The 24,114-nt window shown below is 59.9% G+C and carries 23 protein-coding genes; 15 read left to right on the top strand and 8 right to left on the bottom strand.

What is annotated here, in order from left to right; genetic code table 11:
• Positions 1-97: 97 nt before the first annotated feature.
• Entirely contained in the window at positions 98-1,060 is a 963-nt protein-coding gene (locus tag AB4P96_RS11200) for an alpha/beta hydrolase (protein ID WP_395600766.1), read from the top strand.
• A gap of 99 nt (positions 1,061-1,159) precedes the next feature.
• The gene (locus AB4P96_RS11195; RefSeq protein ID WP_138452752.1) at positions 1,160-1,966 is read left to right on the top strand and encodes a hypothetical protein; all 807 of its coding nucleotides are present in this window, start codon (positions 1,160-1,162) and stop codon (positions 1,964-1,966) included.
• A gap of 77 nt (positions 1,967-2,043) precedes the next feature.
• On the opposite strand, the gene prmB is transcribed toward AB4P96_RS11195, so the two are convergent.
• Complete coding sequence (prmB, locus tag AB4P96_RS11190) at positions 2,044-2,952, bottom strand: 50S ribosomal protein L3 N(5)-glutamine methyltransferase (protein WP_017137830.1); 909 nt, start codon at positions 2,950-2,952, stop codon at positions 2,044-2,046.
• A gap of 239 nt (positions 2,953-3,191) precedes the next feature.
• Between prmB and AB4P96_RS11185 the strand changes: the two genes are divergently transcribed.
• The 5 genes from AB4P96_RS11185 to AB4P96_RS11165 all read left to right on the top strand — a co-directional run bounded on the left by AB4P96_RS11185 (position 3,192) and on the right by AB4P96_RS11165 (position 5,970).
• Positions 3,192-3,782: a cysteine hydrolase family protein gene (locus AB4P96_RS11185; RefSeq protein ID WP_395600765.1), complete on the top strand. Its 591-nt coding sequence runs from the start codon at positions 3,192-3,194 to the stop codon at positions 3,780-3,782.
• Positions 3,783-3,918: 136 nt separating this feature from the next.
• Complete coding sequence (locus AB4P96_RS11180; protein WP_056861118.1) at positions 3,919-4,239, top strand: hypothetical protein; 321 nt, start codon at positions 3,919-3,921, stop codon at positions 4,237-4,239.
• Between the two features lie 75 nt (positions 4,240-4,314).
• Positions 4,315-4,872, top strand: a complete 558-nt coding sequence (locus tag AB4P96_RS11175) for a Smr/MutS family protein (protein WP_017137833.1) — start codon at positions 4,315-4,317, stop codon at positions 4,870-4,872.
• A gap of 78 nt (positions 4,873-4,950) precedes the next feature.
• Positions 4,951-5,496, top strand: a complete 546-nt coding sequence (gene folE / locus AB4P96_RS11170) for a GTP cyclohydrolase I FolE (protein ID WP_003442011.1) — start codon at positions 4,951-4,953, stop codon at positions 5,494-5,496.
• A 102-nt stretch (positions 5,497-5,598) separates the two neighbouring features.
• The gene (locus tag AB4P96_RS11165) at positions 5,599-5,970 is read left to right on the top strand and encodes a glutathione S-transferase N-terminal domain-containing protein (RefSeq protein WP_017137834.1); all 372 of its coding nucleotides are present in this window, start codon (positions 5,599-5,601) and stop codon (positions 5,968-5,970) included.
• Between the two features lie 138 nt (positions 5,971-6,108).
• Here AB4P96_RS11165 and AB4P96_RS11160 read toward each other — a convergent pair whose 3' ends face one another.
• From AB4P96_RS11160 to AB4P96_RS11150, 3 genes are read right to left on the bottom strand one after another with little or no spacing between them, the layout of a single operon-like run.
• Positions 6,109-6,423, bottom strand: coding sequence for a hypothetical protein (locus AB4P96_RS11160; RefSeq protein ID WP_017137835.1), 315 nt, complete (start codon positions 6,421-6,423; stop codon positions 6,109-6,111).
• A complete protein-coding gene (locus AB4P96_RS11155; RefSeq protein WP_395600764.1) occupies positions 6,420-7,742 on the bottom strand; it encodes an acyclic terpene utilization AtuA family protein in 1,323 nt (440 codons plus the stop codon). The genes AB4P96_RS11160 and AB4P96_RS11155 overlap by 4 nt, the downstream gene beginning before the upstream one ends.
• A gap of 1 nt (position 7,743) precedes the next feature.
• A complete protein-coding gene (locus AB4P96_RS11150; protein ID WP_099548917.1) occupies positions 7,744-9,036 on the bottom strand; it encodes a CitMHS family transporter in 1,293 nt (430 codons plus the stop codon).
• Positions 9,037-9,147: 111 nt separating this feature from the next.
• Here AB4P96_RS11150 and AB4P96_RS11145 point away from each other — a divergent pair, with 111 nt between their 5' ends.
• Positions 9,148-10,044 carry a LysR family transcriptional regulator gene (locus tag AB4P96_RS11145; protein WP_017137838.1) on the top strand — a complete coding sequence of 299 codons (897 nt, stop codon included), beginning with the start codon at positions 9,148-9,150 and terminating at the stop codon, positions 10,042-10,044.
• A 69-nt stretch (positions 10,045-10,113) separates the two neighbouring features.
• Here AB4P96_RS11145 and AB4P96_RS11140 read toward each other — a convergent pair whose 3' ends face one another.
• Positions 10,114-10,716, bottom strand: a complete 603-nt coding sequence (locus AB4P96_RS11140) for a glutathione S-transferase family protein (protein WP_017137839.1) — start codon at positions 10,714-10,716, stop codon at positions 10,114-10,116.
• Between the two features lie 10 nt (positions 10,717-10,726).
• Positions 10,727-11,893, bottom strand: coding sequence for a PLP-dependent aminotransferase family protein (locus tag AB4P96_RS11135; RefSeq protein WP_099548915.1), 1,167 nt, complete (start codon positions 11,891-11,893; stop codon positions 10,727-10,729).
• Positions 11,894-11,974: 81 nt separating this feature from the next.
• Here AB4P96_RS11135 and AB4P96_RS11130 point away from each other — a divergent pair, with 81 nt between their 5' ends.
• The 3 genes from AB4P96_RS11130 to AB4P96_RS11120 all read left to right on the top strand — a co-directional run bounded on the left by AB4P96_RS11130 (position 11,975) and on the right by AB4P96_RS11120 (position 14,833).
• Complete coding sequence (locus AB4P96_RS11130; protein WP_395600763.1) at positions 11,975-12,409, top strand: MarR family winged helix-turn-helix transcriptional regulator; 435 nt, start codon at positions 11,975-11,977, stop codon at positions 12,407-12,409.
• A gap of 385 nt (positions 12,410-12,794) precedes the next feature.
• Complete coding sequence (locus AB4P96_RS11125) at positions 12,795-14,141, top strand: NCS2 family permease (protein WP_017137842.1); 1,347 nt, start codon at positions 12,795-12,797, stop codon at positions 14,139-14,141.
• Between the two features lie 65 nt (positions 14,142-14,206).
• The gene (locus AB4P96_RS11120; RefSeq protein WP_099548913.1) at positions 14,207-14,833 is read left to right on the top strand and encodes a LysE family translocator; all 627 of its coding nucleotides are present in this window, start codon (positions 14,207-14,209) and stop codon (positions 14,831-14,833) included.
• Here AB4P96_RS11120 and AB4P96_RS11115 read toward each other — a convergent pair.
• Together AB4P96_RS11115 and uraH are read right to left on the bottom strand one after the other, a co-directional pair.
• A complete protein-coding gene (locus AB4P96_RS11115; RefSeq protein ID WP_395600762.1) occupies positions 14,823-20,057 on the bottom strand; it encodes a dermonecrotic toxin domain-containing protein in 5,235 nt (1,744 codons plus the stop codon). The two genes, AB4P96_RS11120 and AB4P96_RS11115, sit on opposite strands and share 11 nt — an antisense overlap.
• A gap of 163 nt (positions 20,058-20,220) precedes the next feature.
• Entirely contained in the window at positions 20,221-20,574 is a 354-nt protein-coding gene (gene uraH / locus AB4P96_RS11110; protein ID WP_017137845.1) for a hydroxyisourate hydrolase, read from the bottom strand.
• 390 nt (positions 20,575-20,964) lie between these two features.
• Here uraH and puuE point away from each other — a divergent pair, with 390 nt between their 5' ends.
• From puuE to AB4P96_RS11090, 4 genes are all read left to right on the top strand, one after another.
• A complete protein-coding gene (gene puuE / locus AB4P96_RS11105) occupies positions 20,965-21,891 on the top strand; it encodes an allantoinase PuuE (protein WP_017137846.1) in 927 nt (308 codons plus the stop codon).
• Positions 21,888-22,403 carry a 2-oxo-4-hydroxy-4-carboxy-5-ureidoimidazoline decarboxylase gene (gene uraD, locus AB4P96_RS11100; RefSeq protein WP_017137847.1) on the top strand — a complete coding sequence of 172 codons (516 nt, stop codon included), beginning with the start codon at positions 21,888-21,890 and terminating at the stop codon, positions 22,401-22,403. Before puuE ends, uraD begins: the two co-directional genes overlap by 4 nt.
• Before the next feature lie 41 nt (positions 22,404-22,444).
• Positions 22,445-23,440, top strand: a complete 996-nt coding sequence (alc, locus tag AB4P96_RS11095) for an allantoicase (RefSeq protein ID WP_017137848.1) — start codon at positions 22,445-22,447, stop codon at positions 23,438-23,440.
• A 127-nt stretch (positions 23,441-23,567) separates the two neighbouring features.
• The gene (locus AB4P96_RS11090) at positions 23,568-24,071 is read left to right on the top strand and encodes an ureidoglycolate lyase (RefSeq protein WP_017137849.1); all 504 of its coding nucleotides are present in this window, start codon (positions 23,568-23,570) and stop codon (positions 24,069-24,071) included.
• The last annotated feature ends 43 nt before the right edge of the window (positions 24,072-24,114 follow it).

Below are 24,114 nucleotides of genomic sequence, written 5' to 3'. Positions count from 1 at the left end.
TTAAGGCAGCCAGTATACGCAGGCTAACCGAGTAGTTCATCCTCGAAACCTTACCGGTAGACGTTGGTCCAACCGGCACCTTCCTGATGATGGCGTGATGATGCTGCGAGTTTTGCTTTTGACCCTTACCCTGTTTTCCAGCCTTGGCTTCGCCGCCTCCCCCGTCGTGCTGCAACGGCCGATCAGCCTGGACACCGGCAGCGGCGAGCTGTTTGGTTCGCTGCTGCTGCCAAAATCCGACAAGCCGGTGCCCGTGGTGCTGATCATCGCCGGCTCCGGCCCCACCGACCGCAACGGCAACAGCGCCGATGGTGCGCGCAACGACAGCCTCAAGCGCCTGGCCTGGGTGCTGGCGCGCAATAACATCGCCAGCGTGCGCTACGACAAACGCGGCGTGGCCGCGAGCCTGGCCGCCACCCCCGACGAACGCAACCTCACCCTGGACGCCTATGTGGCCGATGCGGTGGCCTGGGGCAAGCTGCTCAAGGCCGACAGCCGCATGAGCCAGTTGATCGTGCTGGGCCATAGCGAAGGTGCGCTGGTCGCCACCCTCGCCGCGCCGCAACTCGACCCGGCCGGGGTTATTTCGCTGTCCGGCAGCGCCCGGCCGGTGGACCAGGTGATCCGCCAGCAACTGGCCGATCATCTGCCCCCTGCCCTGTTGCTGCGCAGCAATGAAATTCTCGACCACCTTAAGGCCGGCCAGGTGGATGCCGATGTACCGCGCCCGCTGGAAGGCATTTTCCGCCCCAGTGTGCAGCCGTACCTGATCAGCCTGTTTCGTGCCGACCCGTCGGCCGCCTTCGCCAAACTGAACATGCCGGCTCTGATCATCCAGGGCACCAACGATATCCAGGTCGGCGTGGCGGATGCCCAGCAGTTGCAAGCGGCCAAGCCCGACGCACAACTGACCGTGATTCAAGGCATGAACCACGTGATGCGCATCGTGCCCAAGGATGTAAAGGAACAGCTTGAGTCGTACAACGACCCCAAACTGCCTCTCGCCGCCGAGCTGGGCCAACGCATCGTGCGCTTTATCGACGGACTTCAACCCCGTTAAGCGATTATTTGCCTCCAGTCCTGAATAAAACGGCCGATAAGCCCAGAGTCGACAGTAAAAAGACTGTCGGCTCGCCGGGCTTGGACAGGATCGCGCCGCATGACTACCACCGAAGCAACACCCGAATCTACCGCCGACACCCCGGCCGAAAAACCCGAGGCTGTCGAGGCCGCGGCCCTGCCGTGGGCGGACGTTCAGGCCGAACACTTCAAGATGCTGCGCCTGGCGCCCCTGGCCACTGATCGTGCCACCGGCGCACGGCCGCTGCGGTTCGTACAGTTTGGCTATACCGAACGCCATGACAAGAAACACAGCCTGTTACGCATGGTGATCCAGTTGCCCGGCCAACGTGTGCGCCGCGAGCAGAACCACCTGGATATCTGGGTCGATCACGAGACGCACCGTGTGCACTTCGGCCCGGGTAACAGCCTGGAAATTGAACCGGCCAACCGTGGCCTGGGACGCTTTCTGGTGGCACAGGCCGCCGCGTGGGCGAAAAAGAAGTGGTCACATTACCGCGTAGACGGCGTGGACCTCGCCAACAAGGATGCACTCAACGAAGCCACGCGCCTGCGTCGCGATCATTTCCTGCGCATCCAGGGTTTTGATGTGGCCTACGCCGATGTGCAGCACCTCAAAGGGAACGTGCAACCCGGCAAAGTCAGCGAAGTGCTGGACAGCTGGAACACCGAGAAGGTGCAGTACGTGGAGATCCTCGAAGCTGCGCAAATGCTGCAGCAGGCCGAGCAGAACCTGGCCGAGCAGGAAGTGAAGCTGCGCAAGGAAGAAGAAAAGGTCACCAAGTTCAAGCGCGAGGACAGTGGGCTGCGCTTTACCATTACGTGCCTGGTGGCGTTTACGGTGTTTCAGGCGGGGCTGTTGATCTGGATTGCCACACACCGCTGAAAGGTTGGAATGCATTCCAAATGTGGGAGCTGGCTTGTCGGCTCCCACACTGACCGCGTTCCTATTGTGGAATGAAGTTAAACCCGCGCCGCGAACACCGCCTGATGCTCCCGGCACTGTTCAGCCGTCAGCATGAACACACCATGCCCGCCGCGCTGGAAGTCCAGCCAGGCAAAGTCGACTTCCGGGTACAGCGCCTCGACGTGCACCTGGCTGTTGCCGACTTCAACAATCAGCAAGCCCTTCTCGGTCAGGTGGTCGGCGGCCTCGGCCAGCATGCGTCGCACCAGGTTCAGACCATCGTCGCCGCAGGCCAGGCCCAGTTCCGGCTCGTGCTGGTACTCATCCGGCATGTCGGCGAAGTCTTCGGCATCCACGTACGGCGGGTTAGACACGATCAAGTCAAAACGCTGGCCCGGCAGGCCATCGAAGCCGTCGCCCTGCACGGTGTAGACGCGTTCATCGACACCATGACGCTCAATGTTCTGGTTAGCCACTTCCAAGGCTTCGAAGGACAAGTCGCCCAGCACCACTTCGGCGTCCTGGAACTCGTAGGCACAGGCGATGCCGATGCAACCGGAGCCGGTGCACAGGTCGAGAATGCGCGCCGGCGGCTGGGCCAGCCATGGCTCGAAGCGGTTTTCGATCAACTCGCCAATCGGTGAACGCGGGATCAACACGCGCTCATCGACAATAAACGACATGCCGCAGAACCAGGCTTCCTTCAACAGGTAGGCGGTAGGGACACGCTCGTGGATACGCTTGTGCAGCAAGCGCTGCACATGGGCGACTTCCTCTTCTTCGAGGTTGCAGTCCAGGTAGCTGTCGGCAATTTCCCAAGGCAGGTGCAAGGCGCCGAGCACCAATTGCCGGGCTTCGTCCCAGGCATTGTCGGTGCCATGCCCGAAAAACAGGTCTTCCCCATGGAAACGGCTGACAGCCCAACGGATGTGGTCGCGCAACGTGCGCAGGCGGGAGGTAATCACGGGGGCAAGCTCCTGGAAAAAACGACTGGCGATTCTAACAGCCTTCGCCTGTACCGACGATGTACGAAAACCCTTCACCATCTGTCGGAAATCATTCAAATTGCCATCATTGCGCTGATCAAGCCCACCTCTTGACATGGCTGCACGTCAACAACGGCGTACCTTACGATGGTAGCGATTCACAGAACCGCTCAGCCAGTGGACAATGTGACAAAAGCCCCCCTCACAGGAGCCCCAGAATGTCCGTTCCAAAGACGATGTTTCAACTCAGCGGTCGCGGTTACGCAGCAGCCAACCTGAACCATGCGACCCTCGTGATCATCGACGCCCAGAAGGAATACCTCAGCGGCCCACTCGCCCTGTCCGGCATGGACGCGGCGGTCGACAACATCAAGCAGCTTGTGACAACCGCGCGTAATGCCGGGCGCCCGATCGTGCATGTACGTCACCTTGGCACCGTCGGTGGCCTGTTCGACCCGCAGGGCGAGCGCGGCGAGTTCATTCCTGGCCTGGAACCCCAAGGCGATGAAACCATCATCGGCAAACTGCTGCCCAGCGCGTTCCATGGCACCGGCCTGGAGAAACACCTGCAAGACCTCGGCTCCCTGGACTTGATCGTCTGCGGTTTCATGAGCCACTCCAGTGTCAGCACCAGCGTGCGCGCCGCCAAGAACCTGGGCTTTCGCTGCACCCTGGTGGAAGACGCCTGCGCCACCCGTGACCTGCCTTACAAAGGTGGCATCCTGAGCGCCGAGCACGTACAGCAAACTGAAATGGCCATCATGGCCGACAACTTCGCCACCCTCGCGTTGACCAAAGATCTGATCTGATCGCCCTTGAGATGAGCGGCGTATTTATTGCCCCGCTCATCCGCAAAGCCCTCTCATTTGGCGCATTTACCGCTGCTGTCGGAACAACCTGTGTATCTTCCGGTCGAAGGGCCGATACCCTGGAGGAAAGGTCGGAATGAAGATATCCGATGGTTTTGACGCTCGTCGCTTGCGCCCCAAAGGCCCGAGCAATTGGCGTCTGCGCCTGGTAGCCGGCTTTGCCGCGTTGCTGGCCATTGTAGGTTTGCTGTTGGCCGGCGCTGGTGGCGCCGGCCTGTTTGGTCATTCGCCGGCCCTTGGCGAGTTGAATGCCAGCCCCGGCGGTTCGGCTATCCTGTTGGTAATCGGACTGCTGGTGCTGTGGTTGGGTGTGTGGTTATGGCGTCGTAGCCGTCGGAAAATGCGTCAGCCGCTGTCACTGAACATCGCTTCGCACTTGATGAAAAAGCACGACTGATGGCGCTTGGATAGCGTTTCCTGCGCCCTGGCCGCCGCGATTTAGGTAAACTGCCCGCCCTTCGCGGAGGCTCACATGCAAGACGACGATTTTTCCCTGTTCAAAAACGAGCTGCGCGGCGTCAAGCCGATCAAGCATGATCGTGCCGACACCGGTAAACCCAAGGCCGACCGGGCACAGATCGCCAAGTTGCGCCAGGCCGCGACCGTGCGCACCGACGCCACCACGGTGGATGGCCTGTCGGACCAGTTCGTGATCGATGTAGGCCCCGAAGACGAGCTGATGTGGGCTCGCGACGGCGTGCAGGAAAGCCAGATGCGCAAGCTCAAGATCGGCCAGATCCCGTTCGAAGGCAGCCTCGACCTGCACGGCATGAACGTGGAAAAAGCCCGCGAAACCCTTTGGGCCTTCCTGGCCGAAGCGACCAAATTCGAAATCCGCTGCGTGCGCGTCACCCACGGCAAGGCCGTGCGCCTGGACGGCAAGCGTCCCATGATCAAGAGCCACGTCAATACCTGGCTGCGCCAGCATGCCCAGGTACTCGGTTTTACCTCCTGCCAGGCCCGCCACGGCGGCGCCGGTGCGGTGTATGTGATGCTCAAGCGCACCATGATGGAAGGGCGCGACGAGTAACAAGTGCCATCGTCAGGCTTGCAGCGATGTGCCCGCCACCGTAACCTTGCGCTTTGCGAAAATCCCACAGGTAGTTTCATGTCCCTGGAACAGAATTACACCGCGATCCTCGGCCAGCTCGGCGAGGACGTTTCCCGCGAGGGCCTGCTCGACACGCCAAAGCGTGCCGCCAAGGCGATGCAGTACCTTTGCCGCGGCTATGAACAGACGCTGGAAGAAGTCACCAACGGTGCCTTGTTCAGCTCCGACAACAGCGAAATGGTGCTGGTCAAGGACATCGAGTTGTACTCGCTGTGCGAACACCACCTGCTGCCGTTTATCGGCAAGGCGCATGTGGCGTATATCCCAAGCGGCAAAGTGCTGGGCCTGTCGAAGGTTGCGCGGATTGTCGACATGTATGCGCGCCGCCTGCAGATCCAGGAAAACCTCAGCCGCCAGATCGCCGATGCCGTGATGCAAGTGACTGGCGCCCTGGGCGTGGCGGTGGTGATCGAAGCCAAGCACATGTGCATGATGATGCGCGGTGTGGAGAAACAGAATTCGTCGATGATCACTTCGGTGATGCTGGGTGAGTTCCGCGAAAACGCGGCCACCCGCAGCGAATTCCTCAGCCTGATCAAGTAACAGGCTGCGTAAGGAAAAGCCGGCGTTCATCGCCGGTTTTTTTTCGCCCGCGAAATTCAGGTAAGCTGCGGCCCCTTCTTCATGGGCAAGAGGTTTTCAGCCATGTTCGTCAAAGCACTTCGAGTGGGTCTCGGCCAAATCATCATCGCGGGCGACTTCCTGACCCGCCCGCGCAAAAAGCAGCGTTCTGCCGAGCAACAGGCACAGGTCAACGCGGCGGCCAAGGAACTGACGCTGTATCAGTTTCACGCCTGCCCGTTTTGCGTGAAGACTCGCCGCACCCTGCACCGCCTGAATGTGCCGGTGGCGCTCAAGGACGCGAAAAACAACGAACAGGACCGCCAGACCCTGCTGGAGCAAGGCGGCAAGATCAAAGTGCCATGCCTGCGTATCGAAGAGAATGGCCAGACCACCTGGATGTATGACTCCAAGGTGATCATTGATTACCTCGACAAGCGGTTTGCCGCCGTCTGACAGCCGCTGAAGAACCCAAGTGGGAGCTGGCTTGTGTGGGAGCTGGCTTGCCTGCGATGCAGGCACCTCGGTGATTCAGGTAGACTGAGTTGATGCTATCGCAGGCAAGCCAGCTCCCACATTTGTTTGGCTGTGTAATTAAGTCAGTATTACCAGATCCAATAAGGCCGACCCCAGGCACTTGCCATGGGCGTCCAGCGCCAGCGAGCGGGTCACGCCGCCGCGCAGGATCCCCGGCAGCACGAAGTTCAGCGCCTGCACGTTGGGCAATTCATAACGCCGCACCGGTGCTGCGCCCGGCTCACGCAAGCCGGCAAAAAACGTGGCGACGCGCTCGGGCGTGAGCTGTTCGCACAGCAACGGATAATCCTCGGCGCGGTAGGCGATGATCGAGATGTTCGAAGTGTCGCCCTTATCGCCGGTACGGGAATGGGCCAGTGTGTGCAGTTTCATGCTTCGATCCTCGGGTTGACCACGCTGCGGGGCAGCAATAACGACGCTACTGCCACCACCTGGCGCACACTTTTACTCGCGCCGCCGCCGCCCGACGGACCATTGGTGTAGAGGGTCTCCACTTCATTGCCAACCCGCACCGCTTCGCTGCGCTCTTCACAACGGGCGGCCACGCGCAGGCGCACTTCCCAGGGCTCGACGCTGCTGCGTGGGCCGTGCAATGAATCCATGCCAATCAGCTCGGCGCGTAGCTCTTGCATCTTTACGCCCATCAGTGCCAGGCGCTTGAGTACGATATCCCGCGCCAACTCAGCCCGTGCGACCGCGCCTGGGCCGCCGTAGGACATCTGCCCTTCACCGATCCATCCGTCCAGGTAACCCACGCTGACCTTTAACTGTTCAGGCCGAGCGCGACCACTGGCGTTTTGGACACGGACGCGATCCACGCCCTCCTCCACAAAGCTCACTTGAGAAAAGTCTGCCGTCACGTCCGGCGTGAGATAAGCCGCCGGGTCGTGTACTTCGTAGATCATCTGCTCGGTGCACGTCGCACGGCTGACCCGCCCGCCTGAGCCCGCCACCTTGGTGATCACAGCTTCGCCATCGGCATCGATTTCAGCCAACGGGAAACCCAGGCGTGCCAGCTCATCCACATCCTTGAAACCGGGATCGGCAAAATAGCCACCGCTGACCTGGCCCGCGCATTCCAGCAAATGCCCGACCAACGTGCCGCGCCCCAGCCGCTGCCATTCGTCCGCAGCCCAGCCGAACTCAAACATCTGCGGTGCCAAAAACAGCGACGGGTCGGCCACGCGCCCGGTGATCACCACATCGGCATCGGCGCGCAAGGCTTCGAGGATGCCGTCGACGCCCAGGTAGGCGTTAGCGGATATCAGCCGCTCGCCCAAAGAGCCAACGGTCTGGCCGTTATCCAGCCAAAAACCGGGCTGTAAAACCTCCAACACGTCATCGCCCACCACCGCCACGACCTTGAGGTTCAGGCCCAGTTCGTTGGCAACCCGCCGCACTTCAACGGCCGCCGCCACGGGGTTGGCCGCGCCCATATTGGTAATTACCCGCAGGCGACGGTGGCCCTTCAAGCCAACAAATGGCAACACCCGGCGCATACGCTCGCTCAGCAGTGGGTCGTAACCGCCCTGCGGGTCGCTGATACGCGCCTGTTGCGCCAGGGCAATGGTGCGTTCGGCCAGGCATTCGAACACCAGGTAATCCAGGTCGCCCTGTTCGGCCAGTTCCACGGCAGGCTCGATACGGTCGCCGGAGTAGCCGGCGCCGGAACCGATGCGCAAGGTTTTCATCTCAAATCACTCCCAGGAGCAATGCGGTCAGGGTCATCAACACCGACGCAGCAAACAGAAACGGAATAGTGAAGCGCTGGTGATCGGCCAGTTCGATCTTGCACAGGCCCACCAGCAGGAAGGTCGCAGGCGTCAGCGGGCTGACCGGGAAACCGGTGGTGTGTACGCCCAGCAACGAGGCCTGGGCCACTTGCAGCGGGTCGACGCCCAGGGCTTTGCCGACCTCGGCGATCACCGGCATCACGCCGAAATAGTAGGAATCGGGGTCAAACAACATGCTCAACGGCATGGAAATAAAGCCCACCACCGCCGGGATCAACTTGCCGTGGCCGGCGGGAATCTGTGCGACCGCCACCTCGGCAATCGCCTTGAGCATGCCAGTGCCTTGCATGATGCCGGTGAACACGCCAGCGGCGAGCAGGATACTGGCCATGGTCAGGGCGGTTTTCGCATGGGCATCGATGCGCGCCCGTTGGGCATCCACATTCGGGTAGTTGATGCACAGCGCCACCACGGTGCCGAGCATAAACATCACCACCGGGTCGACCCAGCCGGCAATCATCACCACCATTACCAGCACGGTCAGCAACAGGTTGACCCAGAACAGCCGTGGGCGCCGCAGCTTGATGTCCTCGTCGCTGAGCACCCGTTGCGGTACCGCCTCCACCGAGGAACCGGCGCCCAGGCCCAGGCGTTTTTCTTCACGACGGCCCAGCCACCAGGCGCAGGCAAACACGAAGACCAGGCCGACGATCTGCACCGGGATCAGCGGCTGGAACAGGTCGGCCACCGGCACATGCAAGGCCGCCGACGAGCGCAGCACCGGGCCGGTCCACGGCAGGAAATTGACCCCGGCGGCCATGGCACAGACACACGCAAGGATGCGCTTGTCGATGCCCAGCCGCGTATACAGCGGCAGCATCGCCGGCACCGTCACCAGAAACGTCACCGCCCCGGAGCCGTCCAGGTGCACCAGCAGCGCGAGGGTCGCGGTGCCGACCACAATCCGCGTAGGACGCGTACCTACGGTGCGCAGGATGCGATCAATGATGGGATCGAGCATGCCGGCGTCGGTCATGATCCCGAAAAACAGAATCGCGAACACAAACATGCCCACCACTGGGGCGACGTTCTTGATTCCGGTAATGATGAAGGCGCTGGTTTGCAGGCCGAAACCGCCGAGCAGTGCGGCGATGATCGGCAAGGCGATCAGCGCCACCAGTGGCGACAGGCGTTTGCTCATGACGGCAGCGAGCAGGCACAGGATGGTGATGACACCCAGGGTTGCGAGCATGGGTTACTCCAGAGCGGCCTTGGTGGCCGGTTATTGTTTTCCCTGGAGTATTGGAAGCAGGTTAGTCTTTGTAAATTGGAATATTCGGCCTGGCACGTTCGGAAAAACAAAATGAAGAACAGTATCCAACACATACAAGCCTTTTTAGCCGTAGCCCGTACCGGCAGTTTCACCAAGGCCGCCAACGAGTTGCACTTATCGCCCTCAGCCCTGACGGTGCAGGTGCAACAACTCGAAGACTGGCTTGGTGTCGCCCTGCTCGACCGCAGCCCTCGTCATGTGAGCATTACCGCCGCCGGCGAGGACGCACGCGGCCCCATGGAAAAACTGTTGCTGGACCTGGACAACATCGTCACTGGCTCGCGCGACCTCGCCGCCCTGCGCCGCGGCGTGGTCACCATCGCCGCACTGCCCTCGGTGTGCGCCGGCGCCCTGCCGCCGGCCTTGCGCCTGTTTCGCGAACGCTTTGCCGGCATCGAAGTACGTTTGCATGACCTGGTCGCCCATCGCATTCATGCACAGGTGCGCGAAGGCGTGGTGGACTTTGGCATTGGTGTGCGCGCACGGCTGAGCCACGGCCTGGTGTTTTTGCCGGTACTCAATGATCGGTTGTGTGCGTTTGTGCCACTGGAACATCCCCTCGCCCACCATCGCCAACTGACCTTGGAGCAATTGGCGGACCAGCCGATCATCCTCACCGGGCGCGACAGCAGTGTGCGTGAGCAGGTGGACGCGTTGTTTGATCAGACACGGCTGACAATGAATGCCGGCATGGAAGCCAACTACATGTCGACGGTGCTGGCGTTGGTGCGCCAGGGGCTGGGCATCAGCGTGTTGCCGGAGTCGGCGGCGGACAGTTTGCAGGGGTTGAAGCGCATCAATATTGACCATCCCGGCGTGAACCGCGAGATCGGGTTGATCAGTCGCAGCGGGATGGGCCTCAGCCCGGCGGCGCAGCGTTGCTTTGAGCTGCTGAGTGATGAGCTGTCTGGCACAACATCGAACTGAAACTGGACACTATCAATGTGGGAGCCAGCTCCCACACAAGCCAGCTCCCACATTTTTGACCGCGTGAACTCAATCAAGCATCGCTACATGTTTTGGATGGCTCGCCACCCGCGCCAGCCACGCCTGCACACCCGGATAAGCGTCCAGCTCAAACCCACCCTCCTCGGCCACATGGGTATAGGCATACAACGCCACATCGGCGATGGAGAATTGATCGCCCACCAGATACGGGGTCAGTTGCAGTTGGCGCTCCATGACCTTGAGGGCCTTGTAGCCACCTTTGTGCAGCTTCTTGTATTCCTCAAGACGGTCTGCGGGCAAGCCCAGGTAAAACTGGATAAACCGTGCCACCGCAATATACGGTTCGTGGCTGTACTGCTCGAAAAACTGCCACTGCAACACTTGCGTGCGCAGGCGTGGCTCGGACGGCAAAAATTCGCTGCCATCGGCCAGGAAGTTGAGAATCGCGTTGGACTCCCACAGGCAAGTGCCGTCTTCAAGTTCCAGCACCGGGATCTTGCCATTGGGGTTCTTGGCCAGGAACTCAGCAGTCTGGGTGTCGCCCTTGAGGATGTCGACATCGATCCATTGGTACGGGATGCCCAGCAGGTTGAGCATCAATTTGACCTTGTAGCAGTTGCCCGACTTGTAATCGCCATAAACCTTGTACATGGGGCTCCCCTTATGCCGCTTGCGCGTGCTGTGCTTGACGGACCACCGCGGCCAGGCGCTTGAGACCTTCGTCCAGACGGGCCGGGTCGATATGGCTGAAATTGAGGCGCAACGAACCCAAGTGTTGATCGGGCTCGGAAAAGAACGGTTCACCGGGCATGAACGCCACGTCCTGATCCAATGCTTGCGCCAACAAGGTGCGGGTGTCGAGGGGTTGTTTCAAGGTCAGCCAGAAGAATAATCCACCTTGAGGCACTTGCCAGTCGGCCAGGTCGCCAAAGTGGCGCTCCAGAGCCGACTGAAAGGCATCGCGACGCTCGCGGTAAAAGTCGCGTAACTGCGCCAGGTGTTGCTGGTATTTTTGCGTGCCGATCCACTGCATCGCTTGCCACTGGCCGATGCGGTTGGTGTGCAGGTCGGCCGATTGCTTGAGCTTGAGCAGGTGCGGGAACAAATCCTCGCTGGCGATCAGGTAACCGACGCGCAACCCCGGCAACAGGGTCTTGGAGACGGTGCCGGTGTAGATCCAGCTGGCTTTTTTCAACCGCCCGGCGATGGGCTGCGCACTGGCGCCGTCGAATGTCAGCTCGCGGTAGGGCTCGTCTTCGATCAGGGTTACGCCGAATTCATCGAGCAAGGCGGCCACGGCTGCGCGCTTGGCCTCGCTGTAGCGCACGGCCGAGGGGTTCTGGAAGGTCGGGATGAGGTAGATGAACGCCGGGTGATGGCGTTCGAGGCTGGCGCGCAGGGCAGCCAGGTTCGGGCCGTCGGCCTCCAGTTGCACGGTGAGGCAATCGGCGCCGAACAATTGGAAAATTTGCAGTGCAGCCAGGTAGGTCGGGCCTTCCAGCAAGACTTCAGTGCCCTTGTCGATGTACAGCTTGGCTGCCAGGTCGAGGGTTTGCTGGGAACCGCTGACCACCAGCACCTGACTGGCCTGGCACGGTAAGCCCAAGGCGCGGGCCTCGGCGGCGAGCAGTTCACGCAATTGCGGCTCGCCTTCGCTCATACCGTATTGGCCGATGTTCAGTGGCAGTTCATCCCAATTCAGTACCGGCAACATGGCTTCGGCGGGCAGGCCACCGGCGAACGACATCACTTGCGGGCGCTGGGCCGCCGCAAGAATTTCACGGATCAAGGAGCTTTTGAGGCGCGTAACACGTTCAGAGAAGGCCATAGGGTCACCGGTAGCGAAGTCGGGGGCAAATACGTCAAACTGGTTGACCGAAATTACGACGACTCGCGTGGATACGTCAATATGCTTGACCTTAAAAACCAGGGCAGCCAACAACAAGCCATGGAAGCCTTTTTCTTCGGCTACCAGGCTTTTACCGCCAAGGCCGACGAAATGCTCGAGCGCCGTGGCCTGAGCCGCGTGCATCAGCGCATCGTATTTTTTATCGCGCGTTACCCCGCCTTGAGCGTGAAGCAGCTGCTGGAGTTGCTTGGGGTGAGCAAGCAGGCGCTGAACATGCCATTGCGCCAATTGCAGGAAATGCACCTGGTCGACAGCGTTGCCTCCGAGGCCGACAAGCGCAAACGCCTGCTGGAACTGACGGAAGACGGCCAGCGTTTTGAGCAGTCGTTGCGCCGCGAACAGGTGAAGCTGTTGCAGCGTGCGTTCAGTGAAGCCGGTGAAGACGCCGTGGCAGGCTGGCTAGCCGTGAACCAGGCCCTCGCCGGCCAACCTTAACCCTATGCCGAGCGAGCTTGTTGTGGCGAGCAGGCTTGCCCTGCGTTGGGACGCGAAGCGGCCCTGAGACAGTCATCGCGGGGCTTCAGCGAGAATCCATTGGCAGGTTTGGGGGCCGCTACGCAGCCCAACGCAGGGCAAGCCTGCTCGCCACAACAACTTTGCCCTGCGCAACCCGATAAATCGCGCCGGCATCAGCCTTTCATCCCCTTTCGCAAACAAAATAGAAAACATTATTTGCTTTATTTGTATACAAAAGCATAATTCGCTTCGTGCGAGTTCCTGACCTATTGGTCAACAAAACCCGCCAGTACCTCAAAGCGCTGCTGCCCACCTCTGTGACCGGCGCTGGAAATAACAATAAAACTCTTGAGGAGTACTTGCTGTGGATAGCCAAAAAACCGAAGCCCCTACGCTGGACCTCGCCCCACCGCAAGGCGGCTGGCTGGAACGCCTGTTCAAACTGCGCTTGCATGGCACCACAGTGAGAACCGAACTGATTGCCGGCCTCACCACCTTCATCACCATGGCCTATATCATCTTCGTCAACCCCAACATCATGGCCGACGCCGGTATCGATCACGGTGCGGCGTTCGTCGCCACCTGCATCGCCGCCGCGCTGGGCTGCCTGCTGATGGGGCTGTACGCCAACTGGCCGGTAGGTTTGGCACCGGGTATGGGCCTGAATGCGTTTTTCACCTACACCGTGGTCGGCACCATGGGCTACCACTGGGAAACCGCGCTGGGCGCAGTGTTTATTTCCGGCGTGCTGTTCATGGGCCTGACACTGTCGCGCGTGCGTGAATGGCTGCTCAACAGCATCCCTGTGAGCTTGCGTCATGCCATGGGCGCAGGCGTCGGTTTGTTCCTTGGGGTGATCGGCCTGAAGACCGCCGGCATTATCGTCGACAGCCCGGCCACCTTGATCAAGCTCGGTTCGCTGCACGAGCCTGCGCCATTGCTGGCGGCCGTGTGCTTCCTGTTGATTGCGATCCTCAGCTATCACCGGGTATTCGGCGCGATCCTGATCAGCATCATCGCCGTGACCCTCGCCGGTTGGGGCCTGGGCCTGGTGCACTACAACGGCATTCTCTCAACCCCACCGAGCCTGGCGCCGACATGGATGGCCATGGACATAAAAGGTGTATTCAATGTAAGCATGATAAGCGTGGTATTTGCTTTTCTTTTTGTACACATGTTCGACACCGCGGGTACACTGATGGGCGTCGCGCAACGGGCCGGACTGGTCAACGCCGATGGCAAGATCGATAACCTGTCCCGCGCGCTGAAGGCCGATAGTGCCTCCAGCGTGTTTGGCGCCATGGTCGGTGTGCCGCCGGTGACCAGCTATGTGGAAAGCGCGGCGGGTGTGGCCGCAGGTGGTCGCACCGGGCTGACCGCCGTGACCGTGGGCATCCTGTTTGTGGCCGCGATGTTTTTTGCGCCACTGGCGGGAATGATTCCGGCGTATGCCACCGCCGGCGCGCTGATTTACGTGGCGATGCTGATGATGGCGAGCATGGCCCATATCAACTGGGATGAGGCCACCGACAGCATTCCGGCGATTGTCACCGCGATCATGATGCCGTTGACCTTCTCGGTCGCCGACGGGATTGCCTTGGGCTTTATCACTTACGTGGCGCTCAAGGCAGGCACCGGCAAGTACCGTGAGATTTCTGTCAGCCTGTGGGTGCTGTGCGCGATCTTTATCGCCAAGTTCATCTTCCTGTAGTTCGGGAACGGCTGAAAAACCGCCTCACCTTCGGGTGGGGCTTTTGCATAGAGGGAGAAATGTAGATGAACCTGGATACCTGGCTGTTGTTCAGTGGTGCGGCACTGGTGGTGATCCTGATCCCCGGGCCGTTGTCGCTGTTGATGATCAGTAATAGCCTCAACTACGGCCTGCGCCGTTCGTACCCGGCGTTCCTGGGCGGGGTGTTTGCCTCGATCTGCCTGTTGAGCGCCTCGGCTCTGGGCCTGGGCGCATTGTTGCTGGCCTCCGAGCAGTTGTTCAGCGCCTTGAAAATCATCGGCGCGCTGTACCTGTTCTATCTGGCCTGGCAGAGCTGGCAGCAATCTCGCCTGCCAACCCATGGCGCCGAGGTACCGCAGGCGCCGGCGGTGCCGCGTTTTCGCGCACTGTTCGGCCGGGCCTTTGTGCTCGGCGCCAGCAACCCCAAGGATATCCTGTTCTTCGCCGCCTTCCTGCCGCAGTTCCTCAGTAGCCAGCAGCCGTTTCTGCCGCAACTGCTGATCATGATCGCGACCTGGACCGTACTCGACTTGCTCTGCAAGCTGGCTTACGGCCTCGGCGCCCACGGTGCCGCGCGTTACCTGCGCAGCGGCGCGGGCCAGAGCTGGTTCAATCGCGTCAGTGCCACGCTATTTGGCGGGGCGGCAACCGCAGCGCTGCTCAAGGGTTAAACGGCGCGACTTTGGCAAAATACACACTGGCGGGCTCTCCATAACGAACTTGCCACTGAATGCCTGCAACGATCCGAACCAGACGGTTTTGTGTCATGGCTTGATCAATGGCGGCAAACTCCGCCGAGAATGGCGACTGCGAACCGATACGCTCGCGAAACCAAGCCTCGGAGAGCTGCGGGGCCACCCTGGAACGCAGGCTGACGTTGCGATTATCGACCCAATTATTCAGCACAAAGTAAACCGAACTCGAATGCGGATGGGTGCAGTAAAAGTCCCTCGTACTGGCCCCGCCATGCCGCCTTGGAATGCTCCTGACGGTGAATCCATATCTTTCGAGTATCTGCCTGACAGCTGTGTGAACAGCTCGCGAACGAAGTACGCCGTTGCCGCGGCTGCGCCTGAGCAACGAGGGATCAAGGTGTAAGGGCGGCGTGAAATCCAGCCGCGTGCCTCCCGGCGCTACCCCATCGATCCCTATGTTAATGGTGAGGGCACCCGGCTCGCCCGCAGGCCGTAGCATTCTCAGCAGATCGGGCAGGCGGTCCGGGTTTCCCGGGGCCGTCCAACGGTCGAGTGTCGCCCTGATATTGAGTAAGTGCGTGGCCGTCACCCTGGGGCCGGTGTCCGCCAACTCAGTGAGCCGGTCGGCGACAAACCGCCTGCTGCCCGGGGTCATAGCAGGAAACGCCCGCCCCACCGTGACGTCCAGGCGTTCATTAAACAGCACTTGATGGGGCGTCCACAGCCCATTGGCACCCAGGGTCGCCGGTATCGGCTGCTCAGCAGCAGCCACGCCCAGCCAGCGCTCTATATCCACGGATGCCCTGAACGAAACATCCTGGTTTCTCATTATAAAGACGATGCTCGAAGACGACGCGTTTGTACCCTGGGGCAACAACCGATAGTAATCAGGCCCTAGTCGCAAGAGATCAAAAGCCGCCGCACCCGGCGTTGCAGCCACCCGGTATATATTGCGGCCCAGGGGCGGTACTTCGATCAGTGAGTCACTGCGCCGAAAACCCCACGCCTGCCAGGCACTGGTGGGCACAGGCAACGCGCGCAAGTTCGCTTCCAGGCCCGTACGCGAAGGCGGTGACCAATCCGCTGCGCTCCTGGTGGGCGCCCAAGGTTGCCATACGCCTGAACTCGGCCCGGGCACCGGTGCATCGGCCCCTAACTGCCATTCGTGGGGCTGCTCGATGTGTAAAATCAGTTCATCTTGCCCTTCTCCCTGGCTCTTTTTCAGTCGCAGTCCCCATTCGTTCTCACGCTGATATACCGGGTAAATATCTTTACCCTCGCGAATAAACTGCCGGCCATCTTTCGCGTACCGCCCTTTAGCGCCCGGCCCCGCCAATTCAATGGCCCCATCCAGTCCATCAGGGGACTGGAAGTGCTCCAGCAGGTGACGTGGCTTGATCGGTGACGGTTTCAGGCCTGCGCGGGTACCGAGCGTGACCCCTTGATGGCGATGCAAGCGGCCTAAAGCGACACGCGACACGCGCGCGCCTTTCGCGGAAGGGCCAAAGGATGTCAGCACGTCGAAGAACGCAAGCATCGTCAAGAACGCCACATCCACAGCATCATGGGCAGACCCGCTGTGATGATAGCGCCGCGCTGCAAGCAGCATTTCATACAGGCTGATGCCAACACCCAGTACCGGGACAAAGCCCAGCAGCCCGCGAATCGTCGCGTCGTGCTGCTCCCCCAAACGCTGCTCGCGGTATTGCTCCAGCGCCTGGGAAGACTGGGATTGGGCTTGGGTACGCCGTTGCAGATCGAACACCTTAGCGTGGGCCAACAACGCCATGGCATTGCCACAGGTGGTGGGCGCAGCCGCTAACCAATGTTCAGGCTGCGACTCGATTTGCTCCTTGATCAATGCCTCGATGCTTTCATTGTCCACCGCCGGTTTTTTGTGCGGGGCCAAAAAAAACTCCACAAGCATGGCAACAAAACGATATAGACCGGGTTGACCCGGCTCAAGCGAGTGAGGCCGGCGGGGTTGCACCCCTGGGTCTTTATCGGGGTAGCCGGCCAGCGCCTGCGCCTCCCAACCTGGCGCCACCTGGCGCGCCAACGCCTTCTGGTTTTCGGGGAGTGCGCCGATAAGATTCAACGCCTTTTCTGCTTCGTCCAGACTGGCATACGCAACAATCACCCGGCTTGCCGCAGCCATGGGCCAATACACCACACAGAGCTTTGATAACCTGTCATGAATGAACAATAAGCCAGCAATGTGCCGATCATGTTCTGGGGTTGCGTCCATCAGGCGCAGAACCGCCAACTCTACGTCGAACCCATCTTTTTTCAGGTCACTTGCCGACCCAGCGGCCATCGCCAGGGTAAACAGACGCTGCGCTTTATCACTCAAACCTTGCTGGACCGCAGAGTACAGCTGCATCTGAGCGCGTTGTCGCAAAGCCCTATAGACCAAAGCCTGTGAGAGCCCAGGAGACGTGGCCGGAGTAGACGTCGGCGGATAAAATGCCTTGAGGATCCGCTTGTCGTACTCGCCCCCAAGATCGAGCGATGACAGGGTGTTGATCAGGTAACGCACGCTCAAGCGCTCTTTCCAGGCGGGGTCCAGCCAGCGTGCGCGATTTAATCGCCAGCGGGTCCAGGGTGCCTTGGGGTCAAGGTTATGCAACGCTAATTGCAGCAGGCTGAAAGTGGTGCGCTGCGAGCTGACGACCTTTTTTGTATCGCGATCGCCCACTGCGCACTGACTCGACCAGCCACACAATTGGGAGCTGACATCATCGGGCAAATCTATCAGGGGTTTGTCGATATCCAGTCGCGGGTAAAACCCGTCCCGAGTCAATCGCGCAATCAAGCCATTACGGGCGAATGACTCCAAGTCCGGTAAATCCCGCCACAGTTTGTTCTCCACCGCAAAGGCATTCATCAGGTAACGGCGTAACAATCGTTTGTAGTGTCTTCGACTACCGGTTGAGGCAATGCCCAACCACGAGGGGAGTTTTTTCGCCTGAGTGGCTGCCATCTGCAACAGGTTGATATTGGCCAAGGCCAGTGTGCGAGCATCATTGGCGGGTACTTGCAGGCACTCGAACAACTCCTGGGCCAGTAACATTCGGCTCAACTGCGGATCGCTCACCTCACTGAACAACCGAACACCCCTGCCCACACGTTTGTTCAACGCCGCGTAACGTTGCATTAGCTTAATGAACAAGTCTTTGAGCATCGTGCGCTTGATGGCCTCATAACTCACTACCAATGGCGCATCCTTGGGCAACGCCTGGATCCAGCCCCGCGCAGCCACACGGTGATCACGCTCGATGCAGCGCCACAACACGGAGCCATCGCGGCTTTTCAGGCTGGCTTGAAGCCCCTTGGCGAACGCGTTCACGTTGTCAAAGGGCACAAGCCCGCCATACAGACCCGTCACGTATAACAATACTGAGTGTGAGCCACTCGGGTGAGCCAGGGCCTGGTGGGTGGTCACGAGCAGAGCCCCCAGCAGCGGGTACAACTGGCCGGACTCACTGCCGACCGTTACTTGCAATACACAGGTATCAGCAGCACTGTCGCCAGGCACCCAAGACTCACTCAATACCGTATTCAATCGCTCCAGATGCACGGAAGGCATCAGGTTCAACTGTTGCTGCATCTGGGCTTCCAGAAGCAAAGCCCGGCGCAGGGCAGTCCCCACCAATGAGCCGCGATTAGACGTGCCCAAAGGCTGTTCAAGCCAGAACGCCTTTTCAAACATGCGCTCGTGCGGGGCATGGGCCAATTGACTCACGGTGCTCACTTGTTCCTGCCATCGCTGATCGAGGTTCAAAAAGTCTTGATAGGGTGCTGTGCTTTTGCCCACATCCGTCGGATCCAGCAGGGCCATCAAGCCTTTTTCGTAACGTTTGAGTTGCGCTTCACGGGTCTTGAGGGCGAGGTCCGGCGTCAAACTTGCACACACAATCTCACCGCTGCGGCGCTGATGATCCCACTCCGGCAAGGCGTCCAGGCTGTTTCCCAGCAGGAGGCTGCATGCCAGCCGGCGACGGCCTTTTTCGATGAATTTGAGGAAGCGTTTCACCTCAGGAGCGTTGAATTGCCCCACACCTTGAACGCCCACAGCCGCAGGGTTGATTGACAAGGCACAGGCCACCTCGTTATCCCACTGCGCCTCCAGCAGCTCGGTCGCACTGGCAAGCAACACGTCTTCCTGGTGTACACCAATAAGCTGAAGGGTAAACGCCTGAGGCGTAACACTGGGTGTGTTACACAGCTCATGCCAACGGCGCAGTGGCAAACACTGCCATAGCACCTGGCTCAAAGGGCCGTTGACCAGCGCAGGCAGATCACATTGCATTCGATACCAGGAACTGAACTCGTAAAACTCCCGAATCAGACCCGGCAGATAAATCACATGGGGCGTGTCCCCCGCGATGCCTTCACGATAAATATGCAAAGCGCCCGGCACAGGAACCAGTGCCCGATTTGTGCCAGGCCACGCCACCCTGCTCACTTGAATATTCGCCCACTCACCTGCGGCGCGACGGCGCGCATCGGCGCCGGGGATCTCCATGACTTTACGGACCATGGCATAGCCGCGGTCCGAGAGCTGGTAAACGCGATGGGCCAGCAGTGCATGCTCGGCGAACAAGGATTTTCGTAACTGGACCCAACGCTGCTTGCGCGTCAGCCAGGAGCCATAGGCCAGTTGCTGCCAATAGTCTCGTTCAGCCTTCTCAACCTGACCGAGCAGCGCCAACCCCTTCACACGTACCAACGCATCCCAAGCGGTAAACGGCAACGTCCGTGCCGGTTCGTCCTTGATACGCAATGTAGTGAACTGGTTAATGTCCAGCGGCACATCCGGATCAATGAGAAGTGCCAAGCCTTTTTCGGTCAGGCTGTAGACCTTCTGGGGCAAAGGCGGCGGCCGGAACTCGGTGAACAACAGCGTATCGGGGTCCAGCGCAAAGGCCTTGCGTAATGCGCCCCGGATAATGCCCAAGACTCTCGGCGCACGCCCAATCAAGTCTTTTAAGAGTTTTACCGCCTCTCTGGCCCTGGCTTGGGCTTCGTACAGGCGATTGATTTCAAGACTGGGCTGCGTGACCGCGTTTAGCCGTCGGGTCAGGAGTGTGCGAATCGCCGCATCACGCTGCGCGTCCGAGGTTTGCGGGTCATCAAAATTAAGCGTTTGCGCCGCAGCAGCCTCAGCGGCCAACCAGGCGGTGGTGTCGGTACTCATGGCGGACTGTTCCATACAGAAAAGCCGAGCCTAGGTACCTCGACCGCCCCAGGTGCGTTACATACTTGGGCGGCCCGTGAGCCATTCAGAATAAAAAAAGCCCGCAGTGTGGGCGGGCAAAAAACCAACGAAGAGCTTTGGGGGTGTGAAGCGAGGTGACGACTCAGCTACCGCGATAGGTGGAGTAGCTGTAAGGCGAAATCAGTAAAGGCACATGGTAGTGATCCTGTTCGGCGCTGATGCCAAAACGCAGCACGACGACGTCGAGAAACGCCGGTTCCGGCAATTGCACACCACGGGCGCGGTAGTAGTCGCCGGCGCTGAATTGCAGTTGGTAAACACCGCTGCGGTAGTCGTCGCCTTGCAGCAGCGGCGCATCGCAACGGCCGTCGCTGTTGGTGGTGGCAGTAGCAACCCGTTCCAGCTGCGCGCCGTCGACGCGGTACAGCTCGACCTTGATATTGCTACCGGGGCAGCCGTGTGCGGCGTCCAAAACGTGTGTGGTCAAACGTCCCATGGCGTCTACGCGCCTCCTGAAGTCAGTAAAAGAGAAACCTGCACTTTTTCAGGGCATCGAAAAAGCCGGCGATGGCTGATTAAGACACTTTTTAAAAAAATTGTACACAATAAAAATCACAAAGCTTTGGATCTTCCCGTCGGTGTTGCTCGATGAGTCAATTCGTGAGTAAACCTTGCTTTTAAACGACCTTTTGTCCATTAACTGACCAGTCAGGCAAGTTTCTTGCTACAGCATCTGAACCCGGCGATGCAGAAAAAATGCAGAAATGTAGGCTTACAAAGTGACAGATAAGTTGTATACAATCACTCATCGCTGTGACGCCACCCAGTCTTTTCACTGCCCGGCCGCCACACACACTTGCTATCACGAACAAGAAGGAAGACTGCAGTGAGCGCTGACTACCCACGCGACCTGATCGGTTACGGCAGTAACCCTCCTCACCCCCACTGGCCGGGCAAGGCACGCATTGCGCTGTCGTTCGTACTCAACTACGAAGAAGGCGGTGAGCGCAACATTTTGCACGGTGATAAAGAGTCCGAAGCCTTCCTCTCGGAAATGGTCTCGGCCCAGCCGCTGCAAGGCGCCCGCAACATGAGCATGGAGTCGCTGTACGAGTACGGCAGCCGTGCGGGTGTGTGGCGCATCCTCAAGCTGTTTAAAGAATTCGATATCCCGCTGACCATCTTCGCCGTCGCCATGGCCGCCCAGCGCCACCCGGATGTGATCCGCGCAATGGTCGACGCCGGCCACGAGATCTGCAGCCACGGCTACCGCTGGATCGACTACCAGTACATGGACGAGGCCCAGGAGCGCGAGCACATGCTCGAAGCCATCCGCATCCTCACCGAACTCACCGGCGAGCGCCCACTGGGCTGGTACACCGGCCGCACTGGCCCCAATACTCGCCGGCTGGTGATGGAGGAAGGCGGTTTCCTGTACGACTGCGACACCTATGACGACGACCTGCCCTACTGGGAGCCGAACAACCCGACCGGCAAGCCGCATTTGGTGATCCCTTATACCCTGGACACCAACGACATGCGCTTCACCCAGGTGCAGGGTTTCAACAAGGGCGATGACTTTTTCGAGTACCTCAAGGACGCGTTCGACGTGTTGTATGCCGAAGGGGCCGAGGCGCCGAAGATGCTTTCCATCGGCCTGCACTGCCGCCTGATCGGCCGCCCTGCGCGCCTGGCTTCGTTAAAACGGTTTATCGAATACGCCAAAGGCCATGAACAGGTGTGGTTTACCCGTCGCGTTGACATCGCCCGTCACTGGCACGAAACCCACCCGTACACGGGAGCGGCGAAATGACTGCGTTCCAGACCCTGAAGCCATCGACCCTGAGCCGCGATGAATTTGTCGCCGCTTTCGCCGATATCTACGAACACTCGCCATGGGTGGCCGAAAAGGCCTTCGACCTGGGCCAGGACAGCTCGGTCGACCAGATCGAAACCCTGCACCAGCGCATGAGCGATATCCTGTTAAGCGCCGATCATGCCAGCCAATTGGCCCTGATCAACGCTCACCCGGACCTGGCCGGCAAAGCTGCCGTCCAGGGCCAACTGACCCAAGCCAGCACCGATGAGCAAGCTGGCGCGGGGATTCACCAATGCACGGCCGAAGAGTTCTCGCGCTTCACCGAGCTGAACGATGCCTACAAGGCCAAGTTCAAGTTTCCCTTCATCATGGCGGTAAAAGGCAGCAACCGGCATCAGATCCTCGCTGCGTTCGAAACGCGCATTCATAATTCGGCAGACGCCGAGTTCAAATGCGCGCTGGCCGAGATCAACAAGATCGCGTTGTTCCGTTTACTGACCCTCTAACAGACCATCCCCAGCCACTCTATCTAAGGCAGACAAGAAGAATGAAAGCTTACGCCGTACCTTTCGAAAAGTTCGTCAACCTGGCCGATGCCCGCCTGGGCACCAAGATCATCTCGGTGACCGATGACTGGTTCGCTGACGCCAACCGCCTGTTCCAGCCGACCCCGGCCGTGTGGAAGGAGGGCGTTTTCGATGACAACGGCAAGTGGATGGACGGCTGGGAGTCACGCCGCAAGCGCTTCGAAGGCTACGACAGCGCGGTGATCCGCCTCGGCGTACCCGGCTCGATCAAGGGCGTGGACATCGACACTTCATTCTTCACCGGCAACTTCCCGCCATCGGCCTCCCTGGAAGCCTGCTTCCTGGCCTCGGGCGAGCCGGACGCCAACACCCAGTGGGTGGAAGTGCTGTCGGCCGTGGAGCTGCAAGGCAACAGCCACCACTACCACGAGATCAATAACGACCAGGCCTTCAGCCACCTGCGTTTCAACATCTACCCGGACGGCGGCGTGGCCCGTCTGCGTGTGTACGGCGTGCCGTTCCGCGACTGGTCCTCGGTGGGCGACAACGAACAGGTCGACCTGGCAGCGGCCCTCAACGGCGGTCGCGCCCTGGCGTGCTCCGACGAACACTTCGGCCGCATGAGCAACATCCTCAACCCGGGCCGTGGCATCAACATGGGCGACGGCTGGGAAACCGCCCGTCGTCGTACGCCAGGCAATGACTGGGTGATCGTCGCCCTGGGCCACCCCGGCGAGATCGAGAAAATCGTGGTCGACACCCTGCACTTCAAGGGCAACTACCCGGACACTTGCTCGATCCAGGGCGCGTTCGTGAAGGGCGGCACCGACAGCCAGATCGAAACCCAATCGCTGTTCTGGCGCGAGCTGCTGCCGGCGCAGAAACTGGAAATGCACGCTGAACACACGTTTGCCGAGCAGATCAAGGCACTGGGGCCGATTACCCACATCCGCCTGAACGTGTTCCCGGATGGTGGTGTGAGCCGCCTGCGGGTCCTCGGTAAAGTCGCTAAATAAGCGGTGAGCCCATCGCAGGCAAGCCAGCTCCCACATTTGAATGTATTCACAGATCAAAATGTGGGAGCCGGGCTTGCCCGCGATAGCAATAGAACAAACAACACAGAATCCGGATAAGAAGACAGCCATGCGCACACTAGTGATCGAACCCCTGACCAAAGAAGCCTTCGCCCCTTTCGGAGACGTTATCGAAACCGATGGCAGCGATCACTTCATGATCAATAACGGGTCGACCATGCGCTTTCATAAACTGGCGACGGTTGAAACCGCCACGCCAGAAGACAACGCAATCATCAGCATCTTCCGCGCCGATGCGCAGGACATGCCGCTGACCGTGTGTATGCTGGAAAGACACCCGCTGGGCAGCCAGGCCTTCATCCCGCTGCTCGGCAACCCCTTTCTGATCGTGGTCGCGCCACTTGGCGATGAACCTGTATCGGGCTTGGTCCGCGCCTTCGTCACCAACGGCAGGCAGGGCATTAATTACCATCGCGGCGTCTGGCACCACCCGGTGCTGACGATCGAAAAGCGGGATGACTTCCTGGTGGTTGATCGCAGTGGCACAGGCAATAACTGCGATGAGCATTTTTTCAAAGAGGATGAGCGGTTGATCCTCGCCCCCCACCAATAAGAGAAGGTCTGATCACCCGACAACAAGGGTGACAGGCGAGAGG

The sequence above is a fragment of the Pseudomonas sp. B19125 genome, assembly GCF_044218855.1.
GTDB classification, from domain to species: Bacteria; Pseudomonadota; Gammaproteobacteria; order Pseudomonadales; family Pseudomonadaceae; genus Aquipseudomonas; species Aquipseudomonas edaphica.
Note: the sequence above shows the minus strand (reverse complement) of the source record. Positions and strands in the feature narration are given on the sequence as shown.